Genomic DNA, 25,733 nt, shown 5'->3' with positions numbered 1-25,733 from the left:
GCGCGCTGATCCTGAACGGTCAGCGCGCTTTCCAGAGACATGGGCAAGACTACACCAGCAATAGCACCGCATACTCGCGGCCCTCGTCGCGCAGGGCGATGCTGTTGCCCTCCTGCGCCACGCCATCGAGCGACAGTCCTGCGGGCCGCCCCTGTGCCTTTTCCACCGTGATGGCATAGCTGCTGGCACCGAAGCGGTAATGCAGCTTGAAGCTGTCCCATTCGGCCGGCATGGTCGGCAGCAGGCGCAGCACGTTCGCTTCGCGCGTCAAGCCGAGCAGGGATTCGACAATCAGCCGGTACAGCCAGCCCGACGATCCCGTGTACCAGCTCCAGCCGCCGCGCCCCACATGCGGCGCCACGGCATACACGTCGGCCGTCACCACATACGGCTCGACCTTGTAGCGTTGCACCGCCTGCGCATCCACGCCATGGCGTACGGGATTGATCATGCGCAGCAGTTCCCACGCCTTTTCGCCATCGCCCATGCGGGCAAACGCCATCGCCGTCCAGATGGCCGCATGCGTGTACTGACCGCCGTTCTCGCGCACACCCGGCACATAGCCGCGGATGTAGCCGGGATTGAGATCGGATTTGTCGAACGGCGGATCGAGCAGCTGGATCACGCCGGAATCTCGGCGCACCAGGCGCGCATCGACCTGGCGCATGGCGCCGGCCACGCGCTCCTTGTTGGCCGCGCCCGACAGCACGCCCCAGCTTTGCGAAATCGAATCGATCTGGCATTCCTCGTTCGTATGCGATCCCAAAGGCGTGCCGTCGTCGAAGTAGGCACGCCGGTACCACTCGCCATCCCATGCATGTTCCTCGACATTGGCCGCCAGTTTCACGGCTTCGTCGCGGCAGAACTGGGCGAACGCCGCATCGCCGCGCAGCACGGCCACCTCGGCAAAGCGCTGCAGCACTTCATACAGGAAGAAGGCCAGCCACACGCTCTCGCCTTTGCCGTGTTCGCCCACCTTGTCCATGCCGTCATTCCAGTCGCAGGAGCCCATCAGGGGCAAGCCGTGCACGCCCAGGCGCAAGCCGTGGCGGATGGCACGCACGCAGTGCTCGTACAGGTCGGCGGACTCGCCTGAGCGCACGGGCAAGTCGTAATAGGAATCCTCTTCCGGCTTGACGGCGCGTCCCTCGATGAAGGGCGCCACTTCGGACAGCACGTTGACGTCGCCCGTGGCAATCACATAGCGGCAGGCGGCCAGCGGCAGCCACAGGTAATCATCGGAGCAGTTCGTGCGCACGCCCCGGTCCGACGGCGGATGCCACCAATGCTGTACGTCGCCTTCGACAAACTGGTGCGCCGCGCACAGCAGCAAATGGCCGCGCAGCAGTTGCGGCGCCGTGTGGATCATGGCCATCGCATCTTGCAACTGGTCGCGGAAGCCATACGCGCCGCCCGACTGGTAATAGCCGCTGCGCGCCCACAAACGGCAGGCGATGGTCTGGTACATCAGCCAGCCATTGGCGATCACGTCCAGCGATGGATCGGGCGTTTCGATGCGCACGGCGCCCAGCGTGCTCTCCCAGTGCGCGCGCACCGCGTCGAGCGCCATGCGGGCCGCGTCCTTGCCCGCATGGCGCTGCACCATGGTGCTGGCGTCGGCGTTGCGGCGCCCGCCCACGCCGAGGATGAAGACGATTTCGCGCTCCTGCCCCGGCTGCAGTTCAAACGGCACCTGGATCGCTGCGCACGGGTCCAGCCCCGTACCCGCCTTGCCGGACAGGCGCACGCGCCGCAGCGCCGCCGGCTGCGCGAGACTGCCGTTACGGCCGATGAATTCATTGCGGTCGCAGGTGATGGAGCGGATGCTGGCGTCGGTATTGAAAAAGCCGACACGGCCTGAAAACTCCGTGTTGTAGTTATTGCGCGCAAACAGCGCGCCGCTGATGGTGTCGACCTCGGTCGCGACGTGCATGCAGGACTTGGCGCGCAGGTCGCCCATCACCCATTCCACGTAGCCTGTGACGGACAGGCGGCGCGGCACGCCGCTGTCGTTGCGCACCTTGATGACGGCGTATTTGACGGCCGCGTCGAGCGCCACATAGGTGCACAGTTCGGTGGCGATACCGCCCTCGCTGTGTTCAAAAATGCTGTAGCCAAAGCCGTGGCGCGTCACGTAGTCGCCGCTGCCGCGCGCCGGCAGGGCCGACGGCGACCAGAACTGGCCGGTTTGCTCGTCGCGCACATAAAACGCTTCGCCGGACAGGTCGGAGACAGGGTCGTTCTGCCATGGCGTGAGGCGGAATTCATGCGCATTCTCGCTCCACGTATACGCCTGGCCGCCTTCCGACACCACCGTGCCGAATTGCGCATTGGCCAGCACGTTCGACCAGGGCGCCGGCGTCTGTGTGCCTTCGCCCGTGGTGATCACGTATTCGCGCCCGTCGGGCGTAAAACCACCGAGGCCATTTTCCAGGATCAGCGCGCGCTTTGGCGCCTGGTACGGCACGCCGCCCTGTTCGCGGGCAGAATCCTGCAGCAGCGGCGGCATGCGCAGCACGGGGCTGGGCGGGCGCTTGACCTGTTCGGCCAGGGTGCCGCGCAGGTCACTGATAATGGCGCGCGCCACCGATTGCAGCAAGATGCGGTCTTCGTTGGCAATTTGCTCGGCCAGGCGCACGAAAATGCCGCCAGGGCGGTCGATCGCCTGCGCATCGATGCCCGAGGCGATCAAGCCCATGATCTGGTCGTGCAGCAGCTGGCGGTAGCCCGACTGGTCCTCGTACCAGATCACCAGATCGACTATCAATCCTTTCAGGCGCCAGTAGGCATGCGCCTGCACCATCTGGCGCGCCAGTTCGATATTGGCCACGTCGCGTATCTGCAGCAGCACGATGGGCAAGTCGCCGGAAATGGCATACGCCCACAGGCCGGACTGGCCACGCTGGTTCTTGATCAGGATGCCGGCCTCGGCACGCAGGGTCGCATTCGGGTAGATCACGGCATTGGCCAGGCGTGCATACAACTGCGCGTCCGCTTCGCTGGCATTCAACTGACGCAGCACCACCTGGCTGTGCGTCCAGGCCAGTTCGAACACGCGGTCGGCCAGGTGGCGATCCTGGTATTTGTCGATCAGGTGCAGCGCCGCCTCGCGCTGTTCCACCATGCCGGTCACGCTGTCGACCGTGACCGCCTGGTCCGGTTCGAGCGTGATCACGTAACGGATGGCCACGATGGGGTCGAGCACGGAACCGTGGCCGCCACTCAGCGGACCACTCTCCTGCAACGCCAGCGGCAGCTGCGCCGTGTTGCCGCGGCCGATGAAGCGCGCGCGGTCCGTCTCGAACGACACGGCATAGTGTTCGATATCGTGCACCGTCATCACATGCAGCAGCCACGGCATCTGCTCGTCTTTCGAGCGGGGCCGGCGCGTGCATAAAATCGCATTTTCATGCGCCAGGATTTCCGTCTGCACGAACAGCTTGCTGAACGCGGGATGCGCCGCATCGGCCGCCGCCGGCGCCATCACCACTTCGGCAAAACTGGTGATCTCGATGCGCCGCTGGCGGTTCGAATTGTTGCTGATGCGCGTGCGGCGGATTTCGATGTCGTCCTCGGGCGAGACGACGATTTCCGTGTACAGGTCGAGGCCATGGTCGGCACGGCGAAATTCCGCGCGCCCCTCGGAGAAAATCACTTCGTACTTCTTCGGTTCGACCAGGGTCGGCTGATACATGGTGGACCAGACGGCACCGTCGTCGAGGTCGCGCAAATAACAGAAATTGCCCCAGTTATCGCGCGTACTGTCCTCGCGCCAGCGCGTCACGGACAAGTCTTTCCAGCGGCTGTAGCTGCCGCCCGCATTGCTCACCATGACGTGGTAGCGGCCATTCGACAGCAACTGCGTTTCGGGCACGGCGCTGTTGGCCTGGGTGAGGATGCGCATCGGCATGGCCTGCTCGGACGCGCCGCTGCGCAGCACCGCCAGTTCGGCCGTGTTCGAATAAAACGCGCCCGCTTGCGGCGTACGCTCCTGCAGCACCAGCAAGGCCGATTGCAGCAGCGGATCGGACTCGAAACGGCGCTGCATCGGGCGGTCGTGCAACAGGTAGCTGAGAGCCAGGAAACCCATGCCCTGGTGGTGCACCATGAACGAGCGGATGACGGCGCTGACCTGTCCGCGCGGCAGGCGCGCGGTGGTGAAATCGATGGCTTCAAAGAAGCCGTAGCGGCCCATGTAGCCGGCCGCCTGCATGCGCTGCAGGTTCTGGCACGACGCTTCCGGCTGCACCATCAAACCCATCATGCTGGCGTATGGCGCCACCACCAGGTCGTCGGCCAGGCCCCGCTTCAGGCCCAGCCCCGGCACGCCAAAGGCGCGGTACTGGTAATTCAGGCTGGCGTCGACCGTGTTGTAGCCGGATTCGGAAATCCCCCACGGCACGTCGCGCTGGCGGCCATAGTCGATCTGCGCCTCGATGACGGAGTGGTAGGTCTGGTCAAGCAAGGTGTTCGGATAGTTCGGCATCACCAGCAGCGGCATCAGATACTCGAACATCGAGCCGCTCCACGACAGCAGCACGGGCTGACCCGCCACCATGCACAACTGGCGGCCCAGCGCGAACCAGTGCTCCTGCGGCAGCTGGCCCTGCGCGATGGCGATGAAGCTGGCCAGGCGCACTTCGGAAGCCAATAAATCGTAATAGCTGGGGTCGAGGCGCCGCTCGCTGACGTTGTAGCCGATGGCCAGCAGTTTGGTCGACGGGTTGTACAGAAACGCGTATTCGATCTGCGCGAAGTCGCGCGCCTGGCCCGCCGCGTGGGCGATGTCGCGCATGTGACGGCCCGCCTGTTCGCGGCCTTGCGCCAGCCATGCAGCCAGCTCGGAAGGCAAGCCTTCCGGCGTCTCCAGATTGGCCAGTTCGCGCAGGGTCGGCACGCGCAGCCACGCCGCATCGAGGCCCGCCTGTGCCGCCCACGGCGCCAGTTGCAGCAACTCGGCCAGCGCCGCGCGGCACTGGCGCGCCAGCGCGCCGCTCCACATGGCCAGCTCGCTATCGTCGCTTTGCAGAGTCAGCGACAGCAGCGCGTCGGCCGCACCATTCGCGGCACTCAGGTAGGCATGCCATTCGGGCAGGCTGGCTGGCGCGGCCGGCATCTGCAGCAACGCCAGCGATGCGCGCACCGCCTTGTCTTCGCCTTCCGCGGCAATGAATTCCTGCAGTACCTGCGCCGTCGTGCGGATGCCGTCCACGATCTGTGGCCCCATGATGGGAGCGTCGTACAGTTCCACCAGGCCGGGCTGCAAGGTCAGCAGATGGCCGGCCAGATTGCCGCTGTCGACCGTCGAGATATACATGGGCTGCAGCGCCTTGAGCGTTTGCGTGTCGTACCAGTTGTAGAAATGCCCCTGGAAGCGCTCCAGTTCCCCCATGCTGTGCAAGGTGGCGCGGCTGCGCTCGATCAACTGGCCCATGGTGACATAGCCGAAATCGTAGGCCGTCAGGTTGGCCAGCAGGGCCAGGCCGATATTCGTCGGCGAGGTGCGGTGCGCCACCACCAGGTTCGGATGCTCCTGCATGTTATCGGGCGGCAGCCAGTGGTCGTCCGGTCCGACGAAGGTCTCGAAATAGGCCCAGGTCTTGCGCGCCACGCCATGCAGGAAACGCCCCTGCTCGGCCGACAGGCGCGCCACGGCCCGTTCGATGGGGCGGCTGATCCACCAGGCGATGGCGGGTGCGGCCAGCCATAACAGCAGCACCACGGCGGCGGCCGGCAACGCTGCCGGGCGCCAGTGCAGCAAGGCGGCAAAGGTGGCCAGCGCCAGCGCGGGCGAGCACCACATGGCGCGCCAGCTGTCTGCCTGCGAGCCGGAAGACGTATGCAGGTTCGAGGCACGCCAGTCGAGCAAATGCTTGTGCGACACGCCCAGACGCCACAGGGTGCGGGCGATGGCATCGAGGCTGATCCACGCCTCGTACGGCAGGAAGACGAGGGTCAGCATGGCATGCGAAAACTGCACGCCGCAGCGCCGCTCGAACGCGGTCAGATGCTGGCGCCACAGAGTGTCGCGCGGTTTGCGCAGCAGATCGTACAGGGCCGAAAAAACGGGCGGCAGGAAGATGATGGCCAGCACCGCCACGCTCCAGAAAACCACGTGCGGCAAGAAACCCCACACCAGCAGCAACGACACGGTGGTGGCCGGTGCCACGATGCTGCGGCGCAGGTTGTCGAACAGCTTCCAGCGCGACAGCATCGACAGAGGATTGCGTTCGCGCTTGCCGGCGCGGCCCGGCACGCGGCCCAGCAACCAGCCGATCAGCTGCCAGTCGCCGCGTATCCAGCGCTGGCGGCGGCTCACGTCGGCGTCGTAGCGGGCCGGGTATTCCTCATACAGCTGCGAGTCGCTGAGCAAGCCGGCGCGCAGGTAGCAGCCTTCGAGCAGGTCGTGGCTGAGGATTTTATTGTCGGGCAGGCGCTGGCCCAGCACGCGCTCGAACATGTCGAGGTCGTAGATGCCCTTGCCGATGAAGGAGCCCTCATAAAACACGTCCTGGTACAGGTCGGAGACGGTGCGCGTGTAGGGGTCGATGCCCGGCTCGCCACCGCACAGCAGTTCGTAGCGCGAGGCATTCGCGCTGGGCAGCGCCACGGCCACACGCGGCTGCAGGATGCCATAGCCGGCCACCACCCGCGTGCCGGCCGCGTCCAGCACGGGACGGTTCAGCGGGTGCATCATGGTGGCGATGAATTCGCGCGCCGCGTCGCGCGGCAGCTGCGTATCGGTGTCGAGCGTGATCACATATCTGATCGTGCGCAGGCCGCGCAGCTCGCCTTCCACCAGCGAGAATTTGTCGCGTGCCCCGCCGCGCAAAAACGCGTGCAGATCGGACAATTTGCCGCGCTTGCGCTCCTGCCCCATCCACGCATTCTGCTGCGAATTCCACAGGCGCGGACGGTGCAGCAGCAGGAACGGCGCCACCTGGCCCAGTTCGTCGGGGTCGGCCGGCTCACCATTGTCCTTGAGCTCGCTGCCCTCCACGCGGTATTTGTCGTTCAAGCCACGGATGGTGTCCTGCGCCTGGCGCAGCAAGGCTTCGTCGCCCGGCATCGTTTGCGCGGACGCATCGACAAAATCCGTCAGCAGGCAGAAACGCAGGTTCGGATCGCGGTTGGCCAGGTAGCGCACTTCCAGCGCCTCGCACAGGGCGGCCACGTTGTCCTCGCTGTAGATCAGGGTCGGTACCACCACGATGCCGCGCCCGTCCGACGGAATGCCGGCCTGGTAATCCATGCGCGGCAGCGGATGGGGCGACGTCATCAGGGTCGCCAGCCAGTTCACCACGGCCACGGCCAGCTGGCTGCTGCCCAGCAGCGCCAGCACGCCCAGTGCCGCCAGGGGCCAGCCCTGCACGCCATGGCGCACGGCGCGCTCGAGCAGCAATGCGCTCGTCGCCAGGGTCAGGAACGAGATGGCCCCAAGGTAGACGGCCAGCGGCGCGGCGCGCGCCGTTTGCTGCAGCGCTTCGATGAAAGGCAGCTTTGCACCGGCCTGCTTTTCCAGCACCAGCACGCCGCGTCCCACCAGGTAAAAGCCGATGTGGCCACGGCGCGCGTCATTGCCATTGCCGTGCGTATGCGCCAGCTGCACCACCATCTCGGCGACGTCCACTTCGCTGCGCGCGCTGCGCCTGGCGATGCGCTCGATGGCGTGGCGGTAGCTGTCGCGCGTGGCGAAATCCATCAAGCCATACGTGCCGGCCGGGTCCAGGCGCAAGGTTTGCTCGACGACGCTCATGGTCTCGACGAATTCCTGCCAATCCATGGTGCCGAGAAAACGCAGGCTGCCGATGCTGTTGGCGATCGACACCTGGTCGGCCGCCTGCTGCCCGATCTCGGACTGGATCTGCTGCTCGATGGTGAGGCCCGACTCGGCCAGCTTGTGCGTCAGCCACGACAGGGCCAGGGTCAGCGATGAACTTTGTCCCTGCAGGCGGCGCGACAATTCGGCCACGAAGGCGCTGGTCATCGGCGGATTCGAACGGGCCATGTCGGCTACCAGCAGGATCAAGCCGCTGGGATTGCGCTCGGCGATGTCCATCATCTGGTCGGCCCAGGTATTGGCCAGGTCGCGCTGCATGCGGTCGTCGGCCACGCGCGCAGCGACGCGGCGCAGGTTTTCGATCAGGGCCAGGCGCAGCATGATGGGCACGGCCCACAATTCGCCCAGCGTGAGCGTGGCGACATCCTGGTAAGCCTCGACGAAGTGGCACAGGTTTTCCAGGTCGACCCGGCCGTCGCCATGCGAGATGATTTCCAGCGCAATTTTATACACGCGCGGGCAGCCCGCGTCCACGCCCGACGTCAGCCGTGGCAATTCCTTGCTGTAGTTCTTCGGCAGGTGGCGCCGCGTGGTGCGGATCTGCTCTTCGATCAGGTAAAAATTATCCAGCAGCCATTCCGAGGCGGGCGTAACCTGGCGTCCGCTTTTCACCGTGGCCGTCAGCTCGTTGACGGTGGCCGTGATCAGGGCCGCATTGTCGGCCAGGCGCGCCAGCAGGCGGTCGCGGCCATGGTGCTTGCCCACCGCGTGGCCGGCGGCCACGTGCTTGCCGTGGGCGGCCATCTGCATGGCGCTGAATAACTCGGAACGCAGGGGCAAGGCATCGTCGCGCGCAGCGTCGAAACTGTCCGGTGCAAGGGGATGGTCGCGGAAGATTTCCTTGAATTTGGAAATCTGTTCCTTGATCTGCTGCGTGACGACTGCGGTGTACTCTTTCAACTTGGCCTCGCTAGGTGCGCGCAGGCAGCCAGCGGCCACCGTCACGCTGGCCAAGTCTGGAAGAACACGATCGGACACTGGCGAAAACGGAAAGCGAAGCGCCGGAGCGTTGCGATGAATCTCAGGGTGCAGGGAGATTTTCTGAACTTCATCGTAGGTGCGCACTGCGCGCAAGACCGTGCGCTAGCGTACATACCCGAGGTTTTAGGGACGTGCAGGCAAAGAAATCAGCCCGTTCAGGGTAGAAAAATGCCGGGAGGAAATGAAGGGGAGAAAATAAACTGAAACACCGTGCCAATGATGGCACGGTGCAACATTTCAGATGAGAAATTTCAGCCCCGTCAAGCCGCGATGGCCAGCGGGTGGCGCGTCGCTTCCGCCATCGCCATGCCGCCGTTGAGCTGCCATGCCGCAGCATGGCCCAGGCGGCGCAGACAGGCGCTAGCGCGCGCGCTGCGGTTGCCGCTGCGGCAGAAAAAGACCAGCGGGCATTGAGGCTGCTGCAGCCATGCGGCCACCTGCCCCGCCAGGCGACTCAGCGGTACGCTGTGCACGGCGCAGCCCTCGAACACGGTTCCGGCGCAGGCCGCGTGTTCATACGCTTCACGCACGTCGACGAGGATGGCGTCGGGATGCTGGCGCAGGAAGGCGGGCAAGCTGGCCGCATCGAGCTGCAGGTCGGCCGCCGGTACGATGCCTTCCTGCGCCGTGCGCACGGTGCAGCAGATGCTGCCATCGTCGCGTGCGCCGCACAGCACGGTGCCCGGCGTCAGCAGCGCCGCATCGAGCAAGGGCGTCAGCGCCTCGGGCGCCAGGGTGCCGATGAAAGCGAAGCGCTGCCCCAGCAGATACACATGGTTTTCGCCACACTCGACGCGGCGCAAACGCTGCTGGCCCAGTGCCAGCTCACCGTCGATATCGACGTGACCGACTTGTTCGATAACGAGTTCCTGCAGCAAGGCCAGGCGCGCCACGCCATGGTCGGCTGGCGCCGTCGTATGCACGATGGCGCGCAAGGCCAGGTGCTGGCAACGGATGAAGGCGGCCAGGCGCGGCACGAGCGCGGCGACGGGATCGATAACGACGCAACTGGCGCTGGCAGCGTCGCTGAGCAGCCAGGTGCACTGGCCATCGACGCTCAGCTGGATTACGCCGTCCTGCGCGCCGTCCAGCGGCGATGGCGCCAGCGCCGACGGCAGCAAACAGCTGCTGCGCAGCGCTTCGCCGCAGCGCTCGATGCGCGCGCAGGCGGCCGCTATCGTCGCCGCATCGATCAGGGGACCAAACGACAAACGGATGGCCGAGCTGGCACGCCATTGCGGCACGTGCATCGCTTCGAGCACATAACTGGGCAGGGCCTTGGCGGCGGAACAGGCGCTGCCCGAGCTGACGCGCACGCGCGCCGCGTCGAACAGGTCCAGCAGCTCTTTCGAGGACAAGCCCGGCACGGAAAAATTGAGCGTGGTCGGCAGCGACAAGTCAAACGGCATATTGAACACGATGCCGGGGAAAGCGCGCTCCAGGCTGCTCACCAGCTGCGCGCGGAAAGCGACCAGCTCCGCGTGGCTGCGGAAGGTCTTGCCATCGTCCAGCGCAACCAGCACGGCGCCCAGGGCGGCGATGCCGGCCATGTTCTCCGTGCCCGAGCGCAGGCCCGCTTCCTGGCCGCCGCCCATCATCAACGGTGTAAATGGCGCACCGGCGCGCACATACAGCATGCCGATGCCCTTCGGCGCATACAGCTTGTGGCCGGAGAACGGCGCGTAATCGATGCGCGTGGCGGCCAGGTTCAGTTTCAGCTTGCCCAGCGCCTGTACGCAATCGACCATCCAGTAGGCATCGGCACCGCGCTCCTGCAGCAGTTGCGCGATGGCGGACAGGTCGCTGATGACGCCTGTTTCATTATTCGCCGCCATCGTGCACAGCATGGCTGTGTCGCCGATCAGCGCATCGAGCGCCTGCAGATCGTGGCGCCCGTGTGCATCGACGGGCAGCTTGCGCACTTCCAGGTTCAGGCCCAATAAACGGTTCCAGTGCGCCAGGCTTTCCGGCACGGCCTTGTGCTCGGTCGCGCCATACAGCAGCAGGCTGCCGATGCGCTTGCCCGCATCGCGCCGTTCGCGCAGCGCGCACAGGGCCGACAGCACGGCCGTCTGGATGCCTTCGGTGGCGCCGCTATTGAACATCAAGCGGCCGTCGCCCACGCCCAGCAAGCCGCTGGCGCGCTGACGCACGCCATCCATCATGGCCTTGGCCTGCAATCCCGTGGCGTGAGTGCTGCTGGGATTGCCATAGCCCTGCTCCATCGCTTGCCGGGCGGCGGCAACGGCGGCGGGCAGCACGCAAGTGGTGGCATTGCTGTCGAGGTAGATTTCTTTCATGATGACCGTCTGAGTATTCTATAAAAAGGGGGCAGCGCAAGTGGCTGGAACGTATGGATAGTTTACCGGCACGCTGCCGTGAAGATATGCCAAAAGACACTGCAACTAGGCTACTATGCAGCATGTTCATGCTATAAAAACTGGAATAGTAAAATGAATTCACCCAACACCTCGCTCGACAAATTCGACTGCGCCATCCTGGCCGCCCTGCAGCAGGACGGTACCCTGTCGATCGCCGCCCTCAGCGAGAAGATCGGCCTGTCCAGCACGCCCTGCTGGAAGCGCGTCAAGCGCCTGGAGGAAGAGGGCTATATCGAGAGCCGCGTGGCCATCGTCAACCGGCAAAAAGTGGGCTTGCCCGTCACGGTTTTCGTCAGCGTGCGCACGGGCCAGCACGATGAAAAATGGCTGCGCCGCTTCGCCGCCGCCGTCATCGTCCTGCCCGAGGTACAGGAATTTCACCGCATGAGCGGCGACATCGACTACCTGCTGAAAGTCGTCACCACCGACATCAAGGGCTACGACACCTTCTATAAAAAGCTCATCAAGGCCGTGCAGCTGACGGGGGTGTCGTCCGCCTTTTCCATGGAGCAAATCAAATGCAGCACGGAATTGCCGCTGGAATTGATCGCCCACGGCTTGCCTGCCTGAGGCGTTTTCCGGCCATGCGGGACCGCTGTGGAAAATCATGTTGCCGCAATGCAACATAAATGAACGGGAAGCAGCAATGGTGCGGCGGGACGCGCAGCGCGGCCGGTATACTGCCCGCTTGTCTGCCCCTTGTGCAGGCCATCGTCCAAGGTCTTTCATGTCTCTGCTCCGCCGCCTCTCCATCCAGAAAAAACTCCTGTTCAGCATGGGCTTGTGCCTGCTGCTCTTCATGGCGATCTCGTCGTTCCTCAGCGTGCGCATGAGCAGCGATTACGTGCGCGAGCGCGTCGTCAGCCAGGAATTGCCGGCGCAAGTGGGCGAGATCCGCAACGACGTGCTGCGCCAGATCAGCCAGCCCCTGTCCGTGGTGCAGACCATGGCCAACGATGTCTACCTGCAAGACTGGGAAGACGCTGGCTTGCCCGACAGCGGCATCGCCACCTTCCAGCGCTACGCCACCGTGGTCAAGGAAAAGAACAAGGCGGCCTCGATCAACTGGGCTTCCGCCAGCACGGGCAAATACTTCACCACGGAGGGCTTGCTGCGCACCCTGGACAAGCACCAGGCGGCCGACCAGTGGTTTTATGGCTTGCTGGCCGGCGACAAGGCCTACACGCTCGACATCGACAAGGCGGAAAACTCCAGCGACCTGATGCTGTACCTGAATGCGCGCGGCCAGACGGCGGGCGGCAAGCAGATCGCGGCCGGCCTGGGCCTGTCCATCAATGCGCTGGCCGACACCATCCGCAGCTACAAGATCGGCCAGACGGGCCATGTCTACCTGGCGCGCGCCAACGGCGTGCTGCTGGTGCACCGCGACACGGCCCTGGCCGATGGCAAGCATCCACTCAAGGATTTGCCGGGCTTTAGCGATACCCTGAGCAAGAGCCTGTTGACGGGCAACAAATACGCGTACGCCATCTACGACGCGCCTGCGGGACGCCAGTTCGTCGCCGCTTCCTTCGTGCCGGAACTGAATTTATATGTGATGGCCGAAGTGCCGGAAGCGGAAGTGCTGGGCAATGTCACGCGTTCGGCCCTGATCGCCGCCCTGATCGCCGGCCTCGTCGGCGGCGGCATCGCCCTGCTCATCATTTATGTCATCAGCCGCGCCATCGCCGCCCCCGTCGCGCGCGCAGCGGACATGCTCAGCGAGATCGCCAGCGGGAACGGCGACCTGAGCCGCCGCATGCCCGTCGAATCGGAAGACGAAGTTGGCGCGCTGGCTGCCGCCTTCAACCGTTTCGTCGCCTCACTGAACGTGACGATACGCGAAGTTCGCGACAGTACCGGGGCGATTGCCAGTGCATCGAGCCAGATCGCGTCGGGCAACCTGGACCTGTCGGCCCGCACGGAAGCCCAGGCGTCGAGCCTGGAAGAAACGGCGGCGGCCATGGAAGAACTGACGTCGACCGTGAAACAGAACGCGGATAATGCGCGCCAGGCGAACCAGCTGGTGGTGTCGGCCTCGAGCCACGCCGTCAAGGGTGGCGAGGTGGTCGGACAAGTCGTGCAGACGATGGGCGCGATTACAGAAAGTTCGCGCAAGATCGCCGACATTATCGGCGTGATCGACGGTATTGCCTTTCAAACCAATATCCTCGCCCTGAACGCGGCGGTCGAGGCGGCGCGCGCGGGCGAACAAGGCCGCGGCTTTGCCGTGGTGGCGACAGAAGTGCGCAACCTGGCGCAACGCTCGGCAGCGGCGGCGAAGGAAATCAAGGACTTGATCGTCGACTCGGGCAGCAAGGTGGAAGCTGGCAGCAAGCTGGTCGACTCGGCCGGCGCCACCATGCAGGACATCGTCGTTTCCGTCCAGAGGGTCGCCGACCTGATGGGAGAGATCGCTTCGGCCAGCCAGGAGCAAAGCCAGGGCATCGCGCAAGTCAATGCCACTGTCACGCAGATGGATGACGCGACCCAGCAAAATGCGGCCCTGGTGGAAGAAGCGGCTGCAGCGGCCCAATCCTTGCAAGACCAGGCAGGCCGGTTGGCGCAGGTGGTCAGCGTCTTCAAGCTGGAAGAAACGGGGCATGCAGTGCCGCAGCAAGCGCCCCACAAGCCCGTACTGCCCAAGCCGGCGCGCATAGTAACGGCAAAAGCGGCGATACCCGCCGCGCGCCCGACAGCGCCGGACAGCGATGCGTGGGAAGAGTTTTAAAGGCGATTAGATCGCCGGCGCTTTCACGCTCGCCGCTTGCTTGAAGAAATCATAAATGCCGCTTTCACTCATGCGGCGCGCATTCGCCAATTCGCCGCCCTTGGTGGCGTACAGCACCTGGTTGTTGTCGCTCGATACGAGCACGGCAGCCGGGATGCCTTTCTTGAGCGGATTACCATAGGCGTGCGCCACGTCCAGGTTATGGTCGAAGTTGCCAACATCGACCTTGACGACCTTGAACTGCTGTTGCATCAACTCGGCGTTCTTGCCTTCCTTCAATGCCTTATCGAGCGCGCGGCAATCCTCGCACCAGTTGGCGCCAAAGATCAGCAAGACAGGCACGTGCGCCGCCTTGGCTTCGGCCAGCGCGCGGGCCACGTCGGCCTTGGCGTCGGCCGCCGCGTTGTACGGCAAGTGCGGCGTGGCGACAGGGTTGCTTGGCGTTGGCGCGGCGGCAACGGCGGTGCCGGCAAGCAGCAGGCTGGCAAGAAGAATGGAAAGGCGCATACGGGACTCCTGAGAGAAATCGTGAGGCCAGCTGAACAGCTGCCAGCGGGCGTGATTGTCTAGAATATGCCTGCTTGAGGGAAATATCCACCATTTAATTGCACTGTGCTTATGCGGAAAACGTCTAAGCGCGTATCAGCACCACCAAGGAGTAGCCGCTTGAACATGCCAGATGCCCTGCCCCCAACACTGTCCGGCGCCGCGCGCATGCTGCACAGCGCCTACCCCGGCGGCATGCCAGAGACGGCGTATGCCCCCGTGCTGGCCCTGCTGTATGAACACTTTTCCGACCGCAACCTGAGCGAACTGATGGCCGCCGTCACGGGCAAGGATGCGGCGGCGGTTCTCAATGACATCTATGCCTGCGCCAGCAGCAAGCCGGAGGCGTCCGCCATTGCAACCGCCAGGCGCCTGCTGGAGCGGCACGGCTTGCAGGCGATCTGCGCGGAAGAGTAACGCCGGCAGCGAAATGCAACGCATGGGATAATCTCGGGCTCACACTGAGCAACGCGGCCCGAACGCGCCCTCCCCATGACGACTTCTTTCCTGGCACGCTGGCTGCCGCAACCGAACAACGGCAGCCGCCGCGAACAATTGCGCGCCTGCGCGGGCGCCATCTGCGGCCTGTTACTCACTGGTCTCATCTGCCATTTCCTGCTGGCCCCGGACAGCGCCAGCGTCTACCTGATCGCGCCCATGGGCGCCTCGGCCGTGCTGCTGTTCTGCCTGCCAGCAAGCCCGCTGGCGCAACCGTGGTCGGTGGTGGGCGGCAATGTCGTCTCCGGCCTGGTCGGCATGGCCTGCGTCAAATGGCTGGGGCCCAGCGTGGGCGTGGCGGCGCTGGCGGCCTGCCTGGCCATCAGCGCCATGTTTGCCCTGCGCTGTTTGCATCCGCCGGGCGGCGCCGTGGCGCTCACCACCGTGGTCGGTGGTGCCAGCGTGCATGCGGCCGGCTTTGAATTCGTCTTCATCACCGTGCTGTTCAATTCCGCCGTGCTGGTCGCCTGCGCCGTGCTGTACAACAACCTGACGGGACGCCGCTACCCGCACATCCAGCAACTGGTCGCGCCGCATCCGCACGCCACCAGGGATGACGTGCCCAGCAACCGCCTGGGCTTTTCGCCGGACGACCTCGATGCCGTCTTGCGCCAGCACAGCGAAGTGCTCGACATCAGCCGCGACGATTTGCAAGCCATCTTCTTGCAGACGGAAATGCGCGCCTACCAGCGCCGCTTCGGCGTCGTCACCTGCGCCGACATCATGTCGAAGGATGTGCTCAGCGTGGAATTCGGCACGCCGCTCGATGTTGCCTGGCGCACCATGCGCGAGCACGACGTGGGCGCCTTGCCCGTGCTGAACCGGGCGCGCCGCGTCATCGGCATCATCACGCAGACGGATTTCCTGCGCCACGGCGGCCTCGACGATTATCAGGGCATGCGCCAGCGCCTGCGCGGCTTGCTGCAGCGCAGCGGGCTTTCCCACAGCGATAAGCCCGAGGTGGTGGGCCAGCTGATGACGCCGTCGCCGCACACGGCGCGCCTGGGCACGCCCATCATCGACCTGGTGCCCCTGATGGCCGACGCCGGCTATCACCATATTCCCATCCTCGACGATGACGAGCGCCTGGCCGGCATCATCAGCCAGTCCGACCTGATGGCGGCGCTGTACGAAAGCCGCTTTGCCGAGGCGGCAGCATGATGCCATTCCAGGCACTGCTGACCGGCCCCGAGGGCGGCGCCGCCGGCACACCCGTCGGCGCGCATTTTTTCGGCCGGCAACTGGCCATCGACGCGCCCGGCCATAGCGTGGATGTGGCGCAGCTGGTCGTCAGCGTGGGCGGTGTCGACGGACCGGAACTGTTCCTGAACTGGCTCGACGCACAAGGACGGCAAGCCTCGCTCAAGCCGCTGACAGCGGGCGACATCGCCATCGTTTTAAAAGAAGCCCCACCCGCGCTACAGCCGCAACTGCAGCGCCTGTGGGGCGAGCGCCAGCGCAACCGGCGGCAAGTGTCGGGCTGGCTGGCCGGCTTGACGGGCGCGGCCGTCATCGCTGCCGCCCTGCTGTGGTGGCAGGGCGGCCATGCCATCGGCGCGCTGGCGGGTTGGATCCCCGTGTCGACGGAAAAACAGCTGGGTGAACTGGCCCTGGCGCAAGTGCGCGCGCAGGGCGGCATCAGCGAGCACGGCGTGGCGCAGCAGACGGTGCAGGAGATCGGCCGCAAGCTGACGGCGGGGTCGCGCTACCAGTACCGCTGGCTGGTCAAGCAGGATGACACGGTCAACGCGTTTGCCATGCCGGGCGGCATCATCGTCGTGCATACGGGCTTGCTGCGCCAGGCGGGCGATCCGGGCGAGCTGGCCGGCGTGCTCGCGCATGAAGTGCAGCATGTGGAACAGCGCCATTCGCTGCGGCAAATGATCAGCAGCCTGGGCTGGGGCGCCCTGGTGGGCGTGACCATCGGCGACATCAGCGCCGTGGCCGCCATGCTGGCGCACCAGGCCGGCACCCTGTATTTCAGCCGCGACATGGAAGAGGAAGCGGACCGTCTGGGTTTGCTCGCCTTGCAGCGCGCGCAGATCCGTCCCGACGGCATGCTGCGCTTTTTTCAGGAGCTCGATGACAAGGACAAGGCCAGCGTACCCGGATGGATTTCCTCGCACCCGCAAACGGCGGCGCGCGCGCAGCAGATCGAGAGCCTGATCGCCGCCACGCCCTGCCCCGTCTGCACCCCATTGACCAGCCAGTACTGGCAGGCGATGAAAGCGGCCCTGCCGCCTACAGCGAAATAGCAACATTCCCTCCCTACAATTTATCCAAACGCACTGGGCAATGGCGTATGCTTACGCCCCGGCTGTTCCTTCCCGACCGGCCACCCCGACCCTCAACGCCTCCATTCATTCCCTCCTTACAAAGGACATCGCGCATGAAGCATCGTTTTGCCGCCGGCACCCTCGGCACCCTGGCCATCTCCCTGTTGCTCGCCTACGCGCCCATGGCGCAAGCAGTCCAGCCCATTGCCAAAAGCGTGGCCGTCAGTGCGCCGAAAGCCAGGCAGCAGTTGCAAGTGCTGGCCGACCAGTATTACGATGCCTTGGCCCGTTTCGAGCCGATCAACGCCACCGAAAGCGGCGACAACCGTTTTGACGACCAGCTCGGTTCAGCCATCGTGCCCGCCGCGCGCGCAAAACAGTTTGCCCTGTACCGCCAGTGTCAGAAGACCCTGCGCAGCATTGCCCGCGCGCAGCTGTCGCACCAGGACCAGATCAACTACGATATCCTCGACTATGAACTGGCGACGGCGCTGAGCTTCGAGCGCTTCCCCGAATACCTGCTGCCACTGAACCAGATGGACAGCATGCCCGTCACCCTGGCCAATTATGCGGGCGGCGAGGCATCGCAACCGCTGACCACGGTCAAGCAGTATGACGCTTACCTGAGCCGTATCGGCCAGTTGCCCGGCTGGATAGACCAGGCCATCGCCAACATGAAGGTCGGCATGCAAAAGGGCATCGTGCTGCCGAAGGCGCTGACGGAGTCGGCCCTGCCGCAATTCAAAAAGCTCGTCAGCACCACGCCGCAGGACAGCGTCTATTACACGCCCATCAAGAACTTGCCGGCCAGCTTTTCCGAGGCCGACAAGGCGCGCCTGACGCAAACGTACACCGTCATCATCGCGGCCAAGCTGATGCCCGCGCTGCAGCGCCTGTCCACCTTCATGGAGCGCGATTACCTGCCGGCCGGCCGCACGAGCAGCGGCTGGAGCGCCCTGCCCGATGGCCCTGCCTGGTACCAGGCGCGCGTGGCCAGCAGCACCACCACGGACTTGAAGCCGGAGCAGATCCACGCCATCGGCTTGAAGGAAGTGGCGCGCATCCAGGAACAGTACGCGATCGTGGGCCCGAAAATGGGCTACACCGGCCCGGCCGCCGGCTTGCCCGTGTGGGTCTCGGAGCAGGCAAAATACCGCCCGTTCAAGACGGAGCAGGAAGTGCTCGACGTCTACCGCAAGTTGAACGTGCTGCTCGACAGCAAATTGCCCGCGCTGTTCACCCTGGTGCCGAAAGCGCCGCTGGACTTGCGCCTGGAGCCTGAACTGAGCCGCGACACGGCTGCCGACCACTACACGGCCCCGGCCGCCGACGGTTCGCGCCCCGGCGTGTTCTGGTCCGTCGTCACCGACCCGAAACAGTATGGCGATACGGGCATGACCACCTTGTTCCTGCACGAAGGCAAGCCTGGCCACCATTTTCACCTGGCGCTGGTGCAAGAGATGGACTTGCCGAACTTCCGCCGTTTCGGCGGCAACAATGCCTTCACGGAAGGCTGGGCCCTGTACGCGGAAACGCTGGGCAAGGAAATGGGCCTGTTCGAGGATCCGGCCCAATACTTCGGCCACTTGAACGACGAGATGCTGCGCGCCGTGCGTCTGGTGGTCGACACGGGCTTGCACACCAAGGGCTGGACGCGCGAGCAGACCATCAAGTACATGCGCGACACCCTCGGCTATGACGCCGTGGCGAAAAGCGAAACGGAACGCTACATGGCCTGGCCGGGCCAGGCGCTGGGCTACAAGATCGGTGCGCTGAAGATCGTCGAACTGCGCCAGCGCGCGCAAGCTGCCTTGGGAGACAAGTTCAGCCTGCCGAAGTTCCATGAAGTCGTGCTCGGCGACGGTACCCTGCCTTTGAAACTGCTGGAAGCCAAGGTCGACCGGTGGATCGCGCAGCAGAAGTAAAACGCAAGGCCTGAAGACAAAACGGCAGCGCCTCGATGGCGCTGCCGTTTTTTTGCCGCCGGCGTTTTCAGTTACACCAGCAACGCCGCACTCATCGAGCGCACTTCCTCGTTTGACTCGGCCAGGACGCTTTGCAGGGTTTCGTTATCAATAATGAAATCGATGACAGAATCGGAAGGCGTGAGCATTTCCACGTACGTCACCTGCAACGGCGACGGCACGGGCGACAGTTGCTTGGCCAACAATAAAGTATCGAGCAGGGAATCGGGCGGAATGGACAGCAAGCCATCGCGCAAGCCTTCGATGGCGTCGCTCACGGCCAGCGGTATCAGCAGCTTCTTCATGACTTCGCGGGAAATGATTTCTTCGGCGGACTCCATCCAGTGATCCGCATCGTCGTCGAGCAGGCCAGGAAATTCATCGGCACGCGACAACAAGTAAAAACCGCCCACCTCATGCACGATGCCGGCGAATAGCGCCGTGTCCGCATCGACGTGCGTCACGCGGCGGGCCAGCACGTGCGCCAGCGCCGCCACGTGGGCCGTGTGCTCCCACAGCTGTGTCGCCTTCTGGCGCAGCACGGGGTCGATGATCTTGCTGCCGAACTGGCGCACCACCATGGCCGCCACCAGCGCATACAGATTGCGGTAACCCATGCGCATGACGGCGGCGCGCACGCTGGTCACGGGCGCCGCATCGCCACGGCTGTACACGGCCGAATTGGCCAGGGCCACCGTGCGCGCCGCCAGCAAGGGCTCGGCCAGCACCAGCTTGATGGCATGATCGATATGGCAGTCCGGTTCGGCCAGGGCCAATTGCAATTGCAGCGCTGAATTAACACTCGTGGGAAACGTTAATTCACCGCGCACTGCCTGGGAAACAATTAAACCGAAAGCCTGTAGTTTATTCATCATACGATCAATCCGCCTCAGAGTTTTTGCTAGCTAACAATTTCATGCAGCAGAAAGTGAATGCCAGACCCGGCCTTTAGAATACAGATGGCAAGTCATTCACTTGCAAGGAAGCGTCTGGTAATGCCAGCGCCTGCAATAGCGATTCATCGCCGATGACAAACAACTTCGGCTGCTGTAATACCTGCAGCAGAAATGGCTGACCTTCACGCAGGCGCCGGCGATAATCGGCCAGCGTATATAAGTTGGGATTGATTTTACGCCTTAAGGTTCGCTCCGCCGGGGCCAATCCTGTCAACAGATCGCCATAATTGGCGTCCTCGCCCACCAGCAGCAAGTCGATGGCACTACCGGGCATGTCCTGTCCCTTCGCTGTGGCACCAGACACGAAGGCCAGGTGCAACTGGGCTCGCAAGGGCGCCAGGGTCGCACTGAGCACGCCGACGATGCCGAAGGTTTTCTGCACCAGTCCGCTCAACTCGGGATACACGAGGCTTTCCTTGTTAGGCCAGAAGCGCCGCACATTGCCAATCCGCTCCGAAGTGATCAGGCCGGAATCATGCAGGCGGCGCAGTTCGCGCTGCGCCGACGCGCTGCCCAGGCCCGTCAAGCGCATGATCTCGTTCAAGTGAAAGCCTTCATTCACGCGGACAAAGAGCAAGCCCAGCAGTTTCTGCTGGGCGGGAGTAAACAGGGCTTGGGCAATCATGCGCCAAATCTTAGCATGAATAAACTGAAAACTGGCGTGGCGAGGGCAATAGGGCGTGACGCCACAACAACGCGGTGTCGCGCCGTCACCGGCAATTCGGCGAGCCCATGCGCAACGCATGGCGATGACACAGCGACAGGCAGTTTGCAGCCACATTCCTTGTGAGCGCTCACTTCAGATACGCTGGCGTGCCGGCCAAATATCCCTGCCTATCGCAACCCTCGGTCTGACGCTACGCATCTCCAGATCTAGCCCATCAATTCAAGCATGCACGACGTAACAGTAGCTCGACCATATTTATTCAAAAACCAAACAGGGTGAATATCGGCATATAGGTTTTATTTTTAATCTCAGCCATTAATAACAGCATGACTCAGCAGGAGTTTTAATACCTGATTCATGCCCCCCTTTACTTATACCGCCAATAGAAAATACCGGGCATGAGTAGACAACATCCGATGACCACATCGTTTTCAATACATCGCACAATTGATAATCTATGGTGAAGACATCACCGGATATAGCCCGAGCACTATGATTTATCGCGTTCCAATCTGTTTGTATGTGTGTACTAGTTAATGCGATCAGGCATAAAAAAACGGCACCCGAAGGTGCCGTTCTTGTCAGCTAGCAGCGTAGATTACGCTTCGTCGCCGTGGTGTTGCTGGCTTTCGATGTCCTGCAACGCTTCGGCAGCTTCGCCGGCCATCGAGGCTTTCTCGGCCAGCAGCAGTGCTTGACGCTCTTCCACTTCCCACGCTTCTTTTTCTTTGCGTGCGCGGTGGAAGGCCAGGCCCGTACCGCCAGGAATCAGACGGCCGACGATGACGTTCTCTTTCAGGCCGCGCAAACCATCGCGCTTGCCCATGATCGCCGCTTCGGTCAGCACGCGGGTGGTTTCCTGGAACGATGCGGCCGAGATGAACGAATCGGTCGACAACGAAGCCTTGGTAATACCCAGCAGAACGTTTTCGTAGGTCGCAGGAATTTTGTTTCCGGCTTCCATCAGGTCGTTCTGATCCAGCAGTTCCGAACGCTCAACCTGCTCGCCAACGATGTAGTTGGTGTCGCCGGCATTGACGATCTGCACACGGCGCAGCATCTGACGCACGATCACTTCGATGTGCTTGTCATTGATCTTCACGCCTTGCAGACGGTACACGTCTTGCACTTCGTCGACGATGTAACGTGCCAGTGCTTCGATACCCAGCAGGCGCAGGATGTCTTGCGGATCGGCCGGGCCGTCCACGATCATCTCGCCCTTGTTCACGACTTGGCCGTCATGCACCAGCACTTGTTTGTCCTTGGTGATCAAGAACTCATGCTTGTTGCCGTCCATGTCCGTGATTTCCAGACGCTGCTTGCCCTTGGTTTCTTTACCGAACGCAACCGTACCCGTGACTTCCGCCAGCATACCGGCATCTTTCGGCGAGCGCGCTTCGAACAGTTCCGCAACGCGTGGCAGACCACCGGTAATATCGCGCGTTTTTTGCGATTCGGTAGGAATACGTGCCAGCACTTCACCAACCGATACCTGTTGACCGTCCTTGACCATGATCAGCGCGCCGACCTGGAAGCCGATCGCCACCGAGTGTTCGGTACCGGCGATCTTGACTTCTTCGTTCGCCTCGTTGATCAGCTTGACTTGCGGACGCAACGTTTTCGTCAACGAACCGCGACGTTTCGCATCGATCGCCACCAGGGTGGACAGACCGGTCACTTCGTCGACCTGACGGGCGACGGTGACGCCTTCTTCGACGTTCTCGAAACGCACTTGACCGGCGTATTCGGTAATGATCGGACGGGTCAGCGGATCCCACGTTGCCAGGGCCGTACCGGCCTTGATGACCAGGCCGTCCTTGACGATCAGGGTCGCGCCGTACGGCACTTTATGACGCTCACGCTCACGGCCATGGTCGTCGGTGATCAGCACTTCGCCGGAACGGGAAATGACGATTTGCGCGCCCTTGCCGTTCGTCACGTAACGCATGGTTGCCGTGAAGCGGATGGTACCGTTCGACTTGGCTTCCACCGACGATGCCACTGCCGCACGCGATGCCGCACCACCAATGTGGAACGTACGCATGGTCAGCTGGGTACCCGGCTCACCAATCGACTGCGCTGCCACCACACCGACGGCTTCGCCGGCGTTGACCAGCATGCCGCGGCCCAGGTCGCGGCCATAGCACTTGGCGCACAGGCCGAAGCGCGTGTCGCAAGTCAGTGGCGTACGGACCTTGACTTCATCGATGGACAGACGCTCGATCTCTTCGACCATGTCTTCATCCAGCAGCGAACCGGCTTCGTACAGCGTTTCCTGGGTTTCAGGATGAACGACATCGTGCACGGTGACGCGGCCGAGGATACGGTCGCGCAGCGCTTCGATGACTTCACCACCTTCGACCAGCGCCTTCATCAGCGCGCCGTTCATGGTGCCGCAATCGTCCTCGATCACGACCAGATCCTGCGTCACGTCAACCAGACGACGCGTCAGGTAACCGGAGTTAGCCGTTTTCAGCGCCGTATCGGCCAGACCTTTACGCGCACCGTGGGTCGAAATGAAGTACTGCAAAACGTTCAGACCTTCGCGGAAGTTCGCGGTAATCGGCGTTTCGATAATCGAGCCATCCGGTTTGGCCATCAGACCACGCATACCGGCCAACTGACGAATCTGGGCTGCGGAACCGCGCGCGCCGGAGTCGGCCATCATGTAAATGGCGTTGAACGATTCTTGCGTCGACTTGGTGCCGTCGCGGCGGATCACGTCTTCGACTTTGAGCTGGTCCATCATGGCCTTGCCGACTTCATCCGAGGTTTTGCCCCAGATATCGACTACCTTGTTGTAACGCTCGCCGGCGGTCACGAGACCCGAGGCGTATTGCTGTTCGATCTGCTTGACTTCCGACTCGGCCGCCGCGATCAGGGTGACTTTTTGCGGCGGTACCAGCATGTCGTCGACGCAGATCGAGATACCGGCGCGTGTCGCCAGGCGGAAACCCGATTGCATCAGTTTGTCTGCGAACACCACGGTGGCGCGCAGGCCGCACTTGCGGAACGACGTGTTGATCAGCTTGGAAATTTCTTTCTTTTTCAGCGCGCGGTTCAGGACGGAGAACGGCAAGCCTTTAGGCAGAATTTCCGACAGGATCGCACGGCCGATCGTCGTTTCGTAGCGGGTAATCGTTTTCTCGAATTCGCCCGTTTCGGCGTTTTTCGGGTATTCGGTAATACGCACGGTCACGCGGGTCGTCAGTTCGACTTCCTTGTTGTCGTAGGCGCGGATCACTTCCGAGACGTCAGGGAACATCATCCCTTCGTTCTTCGCATTGATCGCTTCACGCGTCGCGTAGTACAGACCCAGCACGATATCCTGCGACGGCACGATCGACGGTTCGCCGTTCGATGGGAACAGGATGTTGTTCGATGCCAGCATCAAAGTGCGCGCTTCCATCTGCGCTTCGATCGACAGAGGAACGTGGACCGCCATTTGGTCACCGTCAAAGTCGGCGTTGAATGCGGCGCAGACGAGTGGGTGCAACTGGATGGCCTTGCCTTCAATCAGGACTGGCTCGAAAGCCTGGATACCCAGACGGTGCAGCGTAGGTGCGCGGTTCAACATGATCGGATGTTCGCGAATCACGTCTTCCAGGATGTCCCACACGACCGGCTCTTGAATCTCGACCAGCTTTTTCGCGGCCTTGATCGTGGTCGCCAGACCCATCAGTTCCAGTTTATTGAAAATGAACGGTTTGAACAGTTCCAGCGCCATCAGTTTCGGCAAGCCGCACTGATGCAGTTTCAATTGCGGGCCCACGACGATGACCGAACGACCGGAGTAATCGACGCGTTTGCCCAGCAAGTTTTGACGGAAACGGCCGCCCTTGCCCTTGATCATTTCTGCCAGGGATTTCAGCGGACGCTTGTTGGCGCCGGTCATCGCTTTGCCGCGACGGCCGTTGTCCAGCAACGAATCGACCGCTTCTTGCAGCATGCGCTTTTCGTTGCGCGTGATGATCTCTGGAGCGCGCAGCTCCATCAGGCGTTTCAGACGGTTGTTACGGTTGATGACGCGGCGATACAGATCGTTCAGATCCGAGGTCGCGAAACGGCCACCGTCCAGCGGTACCAGCGGACGCAGTTCCGGCGGCAGCACCGGCAGCACTTCCATGATCATCCAGTCAGGCTTGATGCCCGAACGCTGGAACGCTTCCAGCACTTTCAGGCGCTTGGCGTATTTCTTGATCTTGGCTTCGGATTTCGATTCCTTCAGTTCCACGCGCAAGGTTTCGGCATCGCGGTGGATGTCGATCGAGCGCAGCAGTTCACGGATACCTTCGGCGCCCATGAAGGCGGTGAAGTCGTCGCCGTACTCTTCGTACTTGGCGGCGTAGTCGTCTTCCGACATGATCTGGCACTTCTTCAGCGGGGTCATGCCTGGATCGGTCACGACGTATGCTTCAAAGTACAGCACGCGTTCGATGTCCCGCAGGGTCATGTCCAGGACCATGCCCAGACGCGACGGCAGCGACTTCAGGAACCAGATGTGCGCGGTCGGCGAGGCCAGCTCGATGTGGCCCATGCGCTCGCGGCGCACCTTGGCCAGCGTGACTTCGACGCCGCACTTTTCGCAGATCACGCCGCGGTGTTTCAGGCGCTTGTACTTGCCGCACAGGCATTCGTAATCCTTGATCGGGCCAAAGATCTTGGCGCAGAACAGGCCATCGCGCTCAGGCTTGAAGGTACGGTAGTTGATGGTTTCCGGCTTTTTGACTTCGCCGTAGGACCACGAACGGATTTTCTCAGGCGAAGCGAGACCGATCTTGATTGCATCGAAGGTCTCGTTGGTCTGTACTTGCTTGAATAGATCGAGCAGTGCTTTCATGTATCACTCCAGAGGTGATTAAATTTCTATATTCCTGAGACTACATTGCCCGG

At 62.9% G+C, this 25,733-nt stretch carries 12 protein-coding genes; 6 read left to right on the top strand and 6 right to left on the bottom strand.

Going from position 1 to position 25,733, the window contains the following annotated elements; translation table 11 throughout:
* Nucleotides 1-49: 49 nt before the first annotated feature.
* Nucleotides 50-8,677 carry a glycoside hydrolase family 94 protein gene (locus tag FJQ89_RS20060; protein WP_141172904.1) on the bottom strand — a complete coding sequence of 2,876 codons (8,628 nt, stop codon included), beginning with the start codon at nt 8,675-8,677 and terminating at the stop codon, nt 50-52.
* Nucleotides 8,678-9,081: 404 nt separating this feature from the next.
* The gene (locus FJQ89_RS20055) at nt 9,082-11,121 is read right to left on the bottom strand and encodes an aminotransferase class V-fold PLP-dependent enzyme (RefSeq protein WP_141171443.1); all 2,040 of its coding nucleotides are present in this window, start codon (nt 11,119-11,121) and stop codon (nt 9,082-9,084) included.
* 153 nt (nt 11,122-11,274) lie between these two features.
* On the opposite strand from FJQ89_RS20055, the gene FJQ89_RS20050 reads away from it, so the two are divergent.
* Together FJQ89_RS20050 and FJQ89_RS20045 are read left to right on the top strand one after the other, a co-directional pair.
* Nucleotides 11,275-11,772, top strand: coding sequence for an Lrp/AsnC family transcriptional regulator (locus FJQ89_RS20050; RefSeq protein ID WP_034783259.1), 498 nt, complete (start codon nt 11,275-11,277; stop codon nt 11,770-11,772).
* Between the two features lie 157 nt (nt 11,773-11,929).
* Nucleotides 11,930-13,933 (top strand): methyl-accepting chemotaxis protein, encoded by a 2,004-nt coding sequence (locus FJQ89_RS20045; protein ID WP_141171442.1) that lies wholly within the window; start codon nt 11,930-11,932, stop codon nt 13,931-13,933.
* Between the two features lie 6 nt (nt 13,934-13,939).
* On the opposite strand, the gene FJQ89_RS20040 is transcribed toward FJQ89_RS20045, so the two are convergent.
* Nucleotides 13,940-14,440: a thioredoxin family protein gene (locus FJQ89_RS20040; protein ID WP_141171441.1), complete on the bottom strand. Its 501-nt coding sequence runs from the start codon at nt 14,438-14,440 to the stop codon at nt 13,940-13,942.
* Nucleotides 14,441-14,599: 159 nt separating this feature from the next.
* Between FJQ89_RS20040 and FJQ89_RS20035 the strand changes: the two genes are divergently transcribed.
* The 4 genes from FJQ89_RS20035 to FJQ89_RS20020 all read left to right on the top strand — a co-directional run bounded on the left by FJQ89_RS20035 (nt 14,600) and on the right by FJQ89_RS20020 (nt 19,178).
* The gene (locus FJQ89_RS20035; protein WP_168208488.1) at nt 14,600-14,896 is read left to right on the top strand and encodes a DUF3349 domain-containing protein; all 297 of its coding nucleotides are present in this window, start codon (nt 14,600-14,602) and stop codon (nt 14,894-14,896) included.
* Between the two features lie 75 nt (nt 14,897-14,971).
* Nucleotides 14,972-16,138 carry an HPP family protein gene (locus FJQ89_RS20030; RefSeq protein ID WP_141171439.1) on the top strand — a complete coding sequence of 389 codons (1,167 nt, stop codon included), beginning with the start codon at nt 14,972-14,974 and terminating at the stop codon, nt 16,136-16,138.
* A complete protein-coding gene (locus tag FJQ89_RS20025; RefSeq protein ID WP_141171438.1) occupies nt 16,135-17,232 on the top strand; it encodes a M48 family metallopeptidase in 1,098 nt (365 codons plus the stop codon). Before FJQ89_RS20030 ends, FJQ89_RS20025 begins: the two co-directional genes overlap by 4 nt.
* Before the next feature lie 134 nt (nt 17,233-17,366).
* Nucleotides 17,367-19,178, top strand: a complete 1,812-nt coding sequence (locus FJQ89_RS20020; protein ID WP_141171437.1) for a DUF885 domain-containing protein — start codon at nt 17,367-17,369, stop codon at nt 19,176-19,178.
* 71 nt (nt 19,179-19,249) lie between these two features.
* Here FJQ89_RS20020 and FJQ89_RS20015 read toward each other — a convergent pair whose 3' ends face one another.
* The 3 genes from FJQ89_RS20015 to rpoC all read right to left on the bottom strand — a co-directional run bounded on the left by FJQ89_RS20015 (nt 19,250) and on the right by rpoC (nt 25,680).
* Nucleotides 19,250-20,089, bottom strand: a complete 840-nt coding sequence (locus FJQ89_RS20015) for an HDOD domain-containing protein (protein WP_141172903.1) — start codon at nt 20,087-20,089, stop codon at nt 19,250-19,252.
* Nucleotides 20,090-20,165: 76 nt separating this feature from the next.
* Nucleotides 20,166-20,798, bottom strand: a complete 633-nt coding sequence (locus tag FJQ89_RS20010) for a transcriptional regulator (protein ID WP_096233374.1) — start codon at nt 20,796-20,798, stop codon at nt 20,166-20,168.
* 640 nt (nt 20,799-21,438) lie between these two features.
* On the bottom strand, nt 21,439-25,680 hold the full coding sequence (gene rpoC, locus FJQ89_RS20005; protein WP_099760957.1) for a DNA-directed RNA polymerase subunit beta': 4,242 nt from the start codon (nt 25,678-25,680) through the stop codon (nt 21,439-21,441).
* Nucleotides 25,681-25,733: the final 53 nt, after the last annotated feature.

It is taken from the genome of Janthinobacterium tructae (assembly GCF_006517255.1).
GTDB lineage: Bacteria > Pseudomonadota > Gammaproteobacteria > Burkholderiales > Burkholderiaceae_D > Janthinobacterium > Janthinobacterium tructae.
Note: the sequence above shows the minus strand (reverse complement) of the source record. Positions and strands in the feature narration are given on the sequence as shown.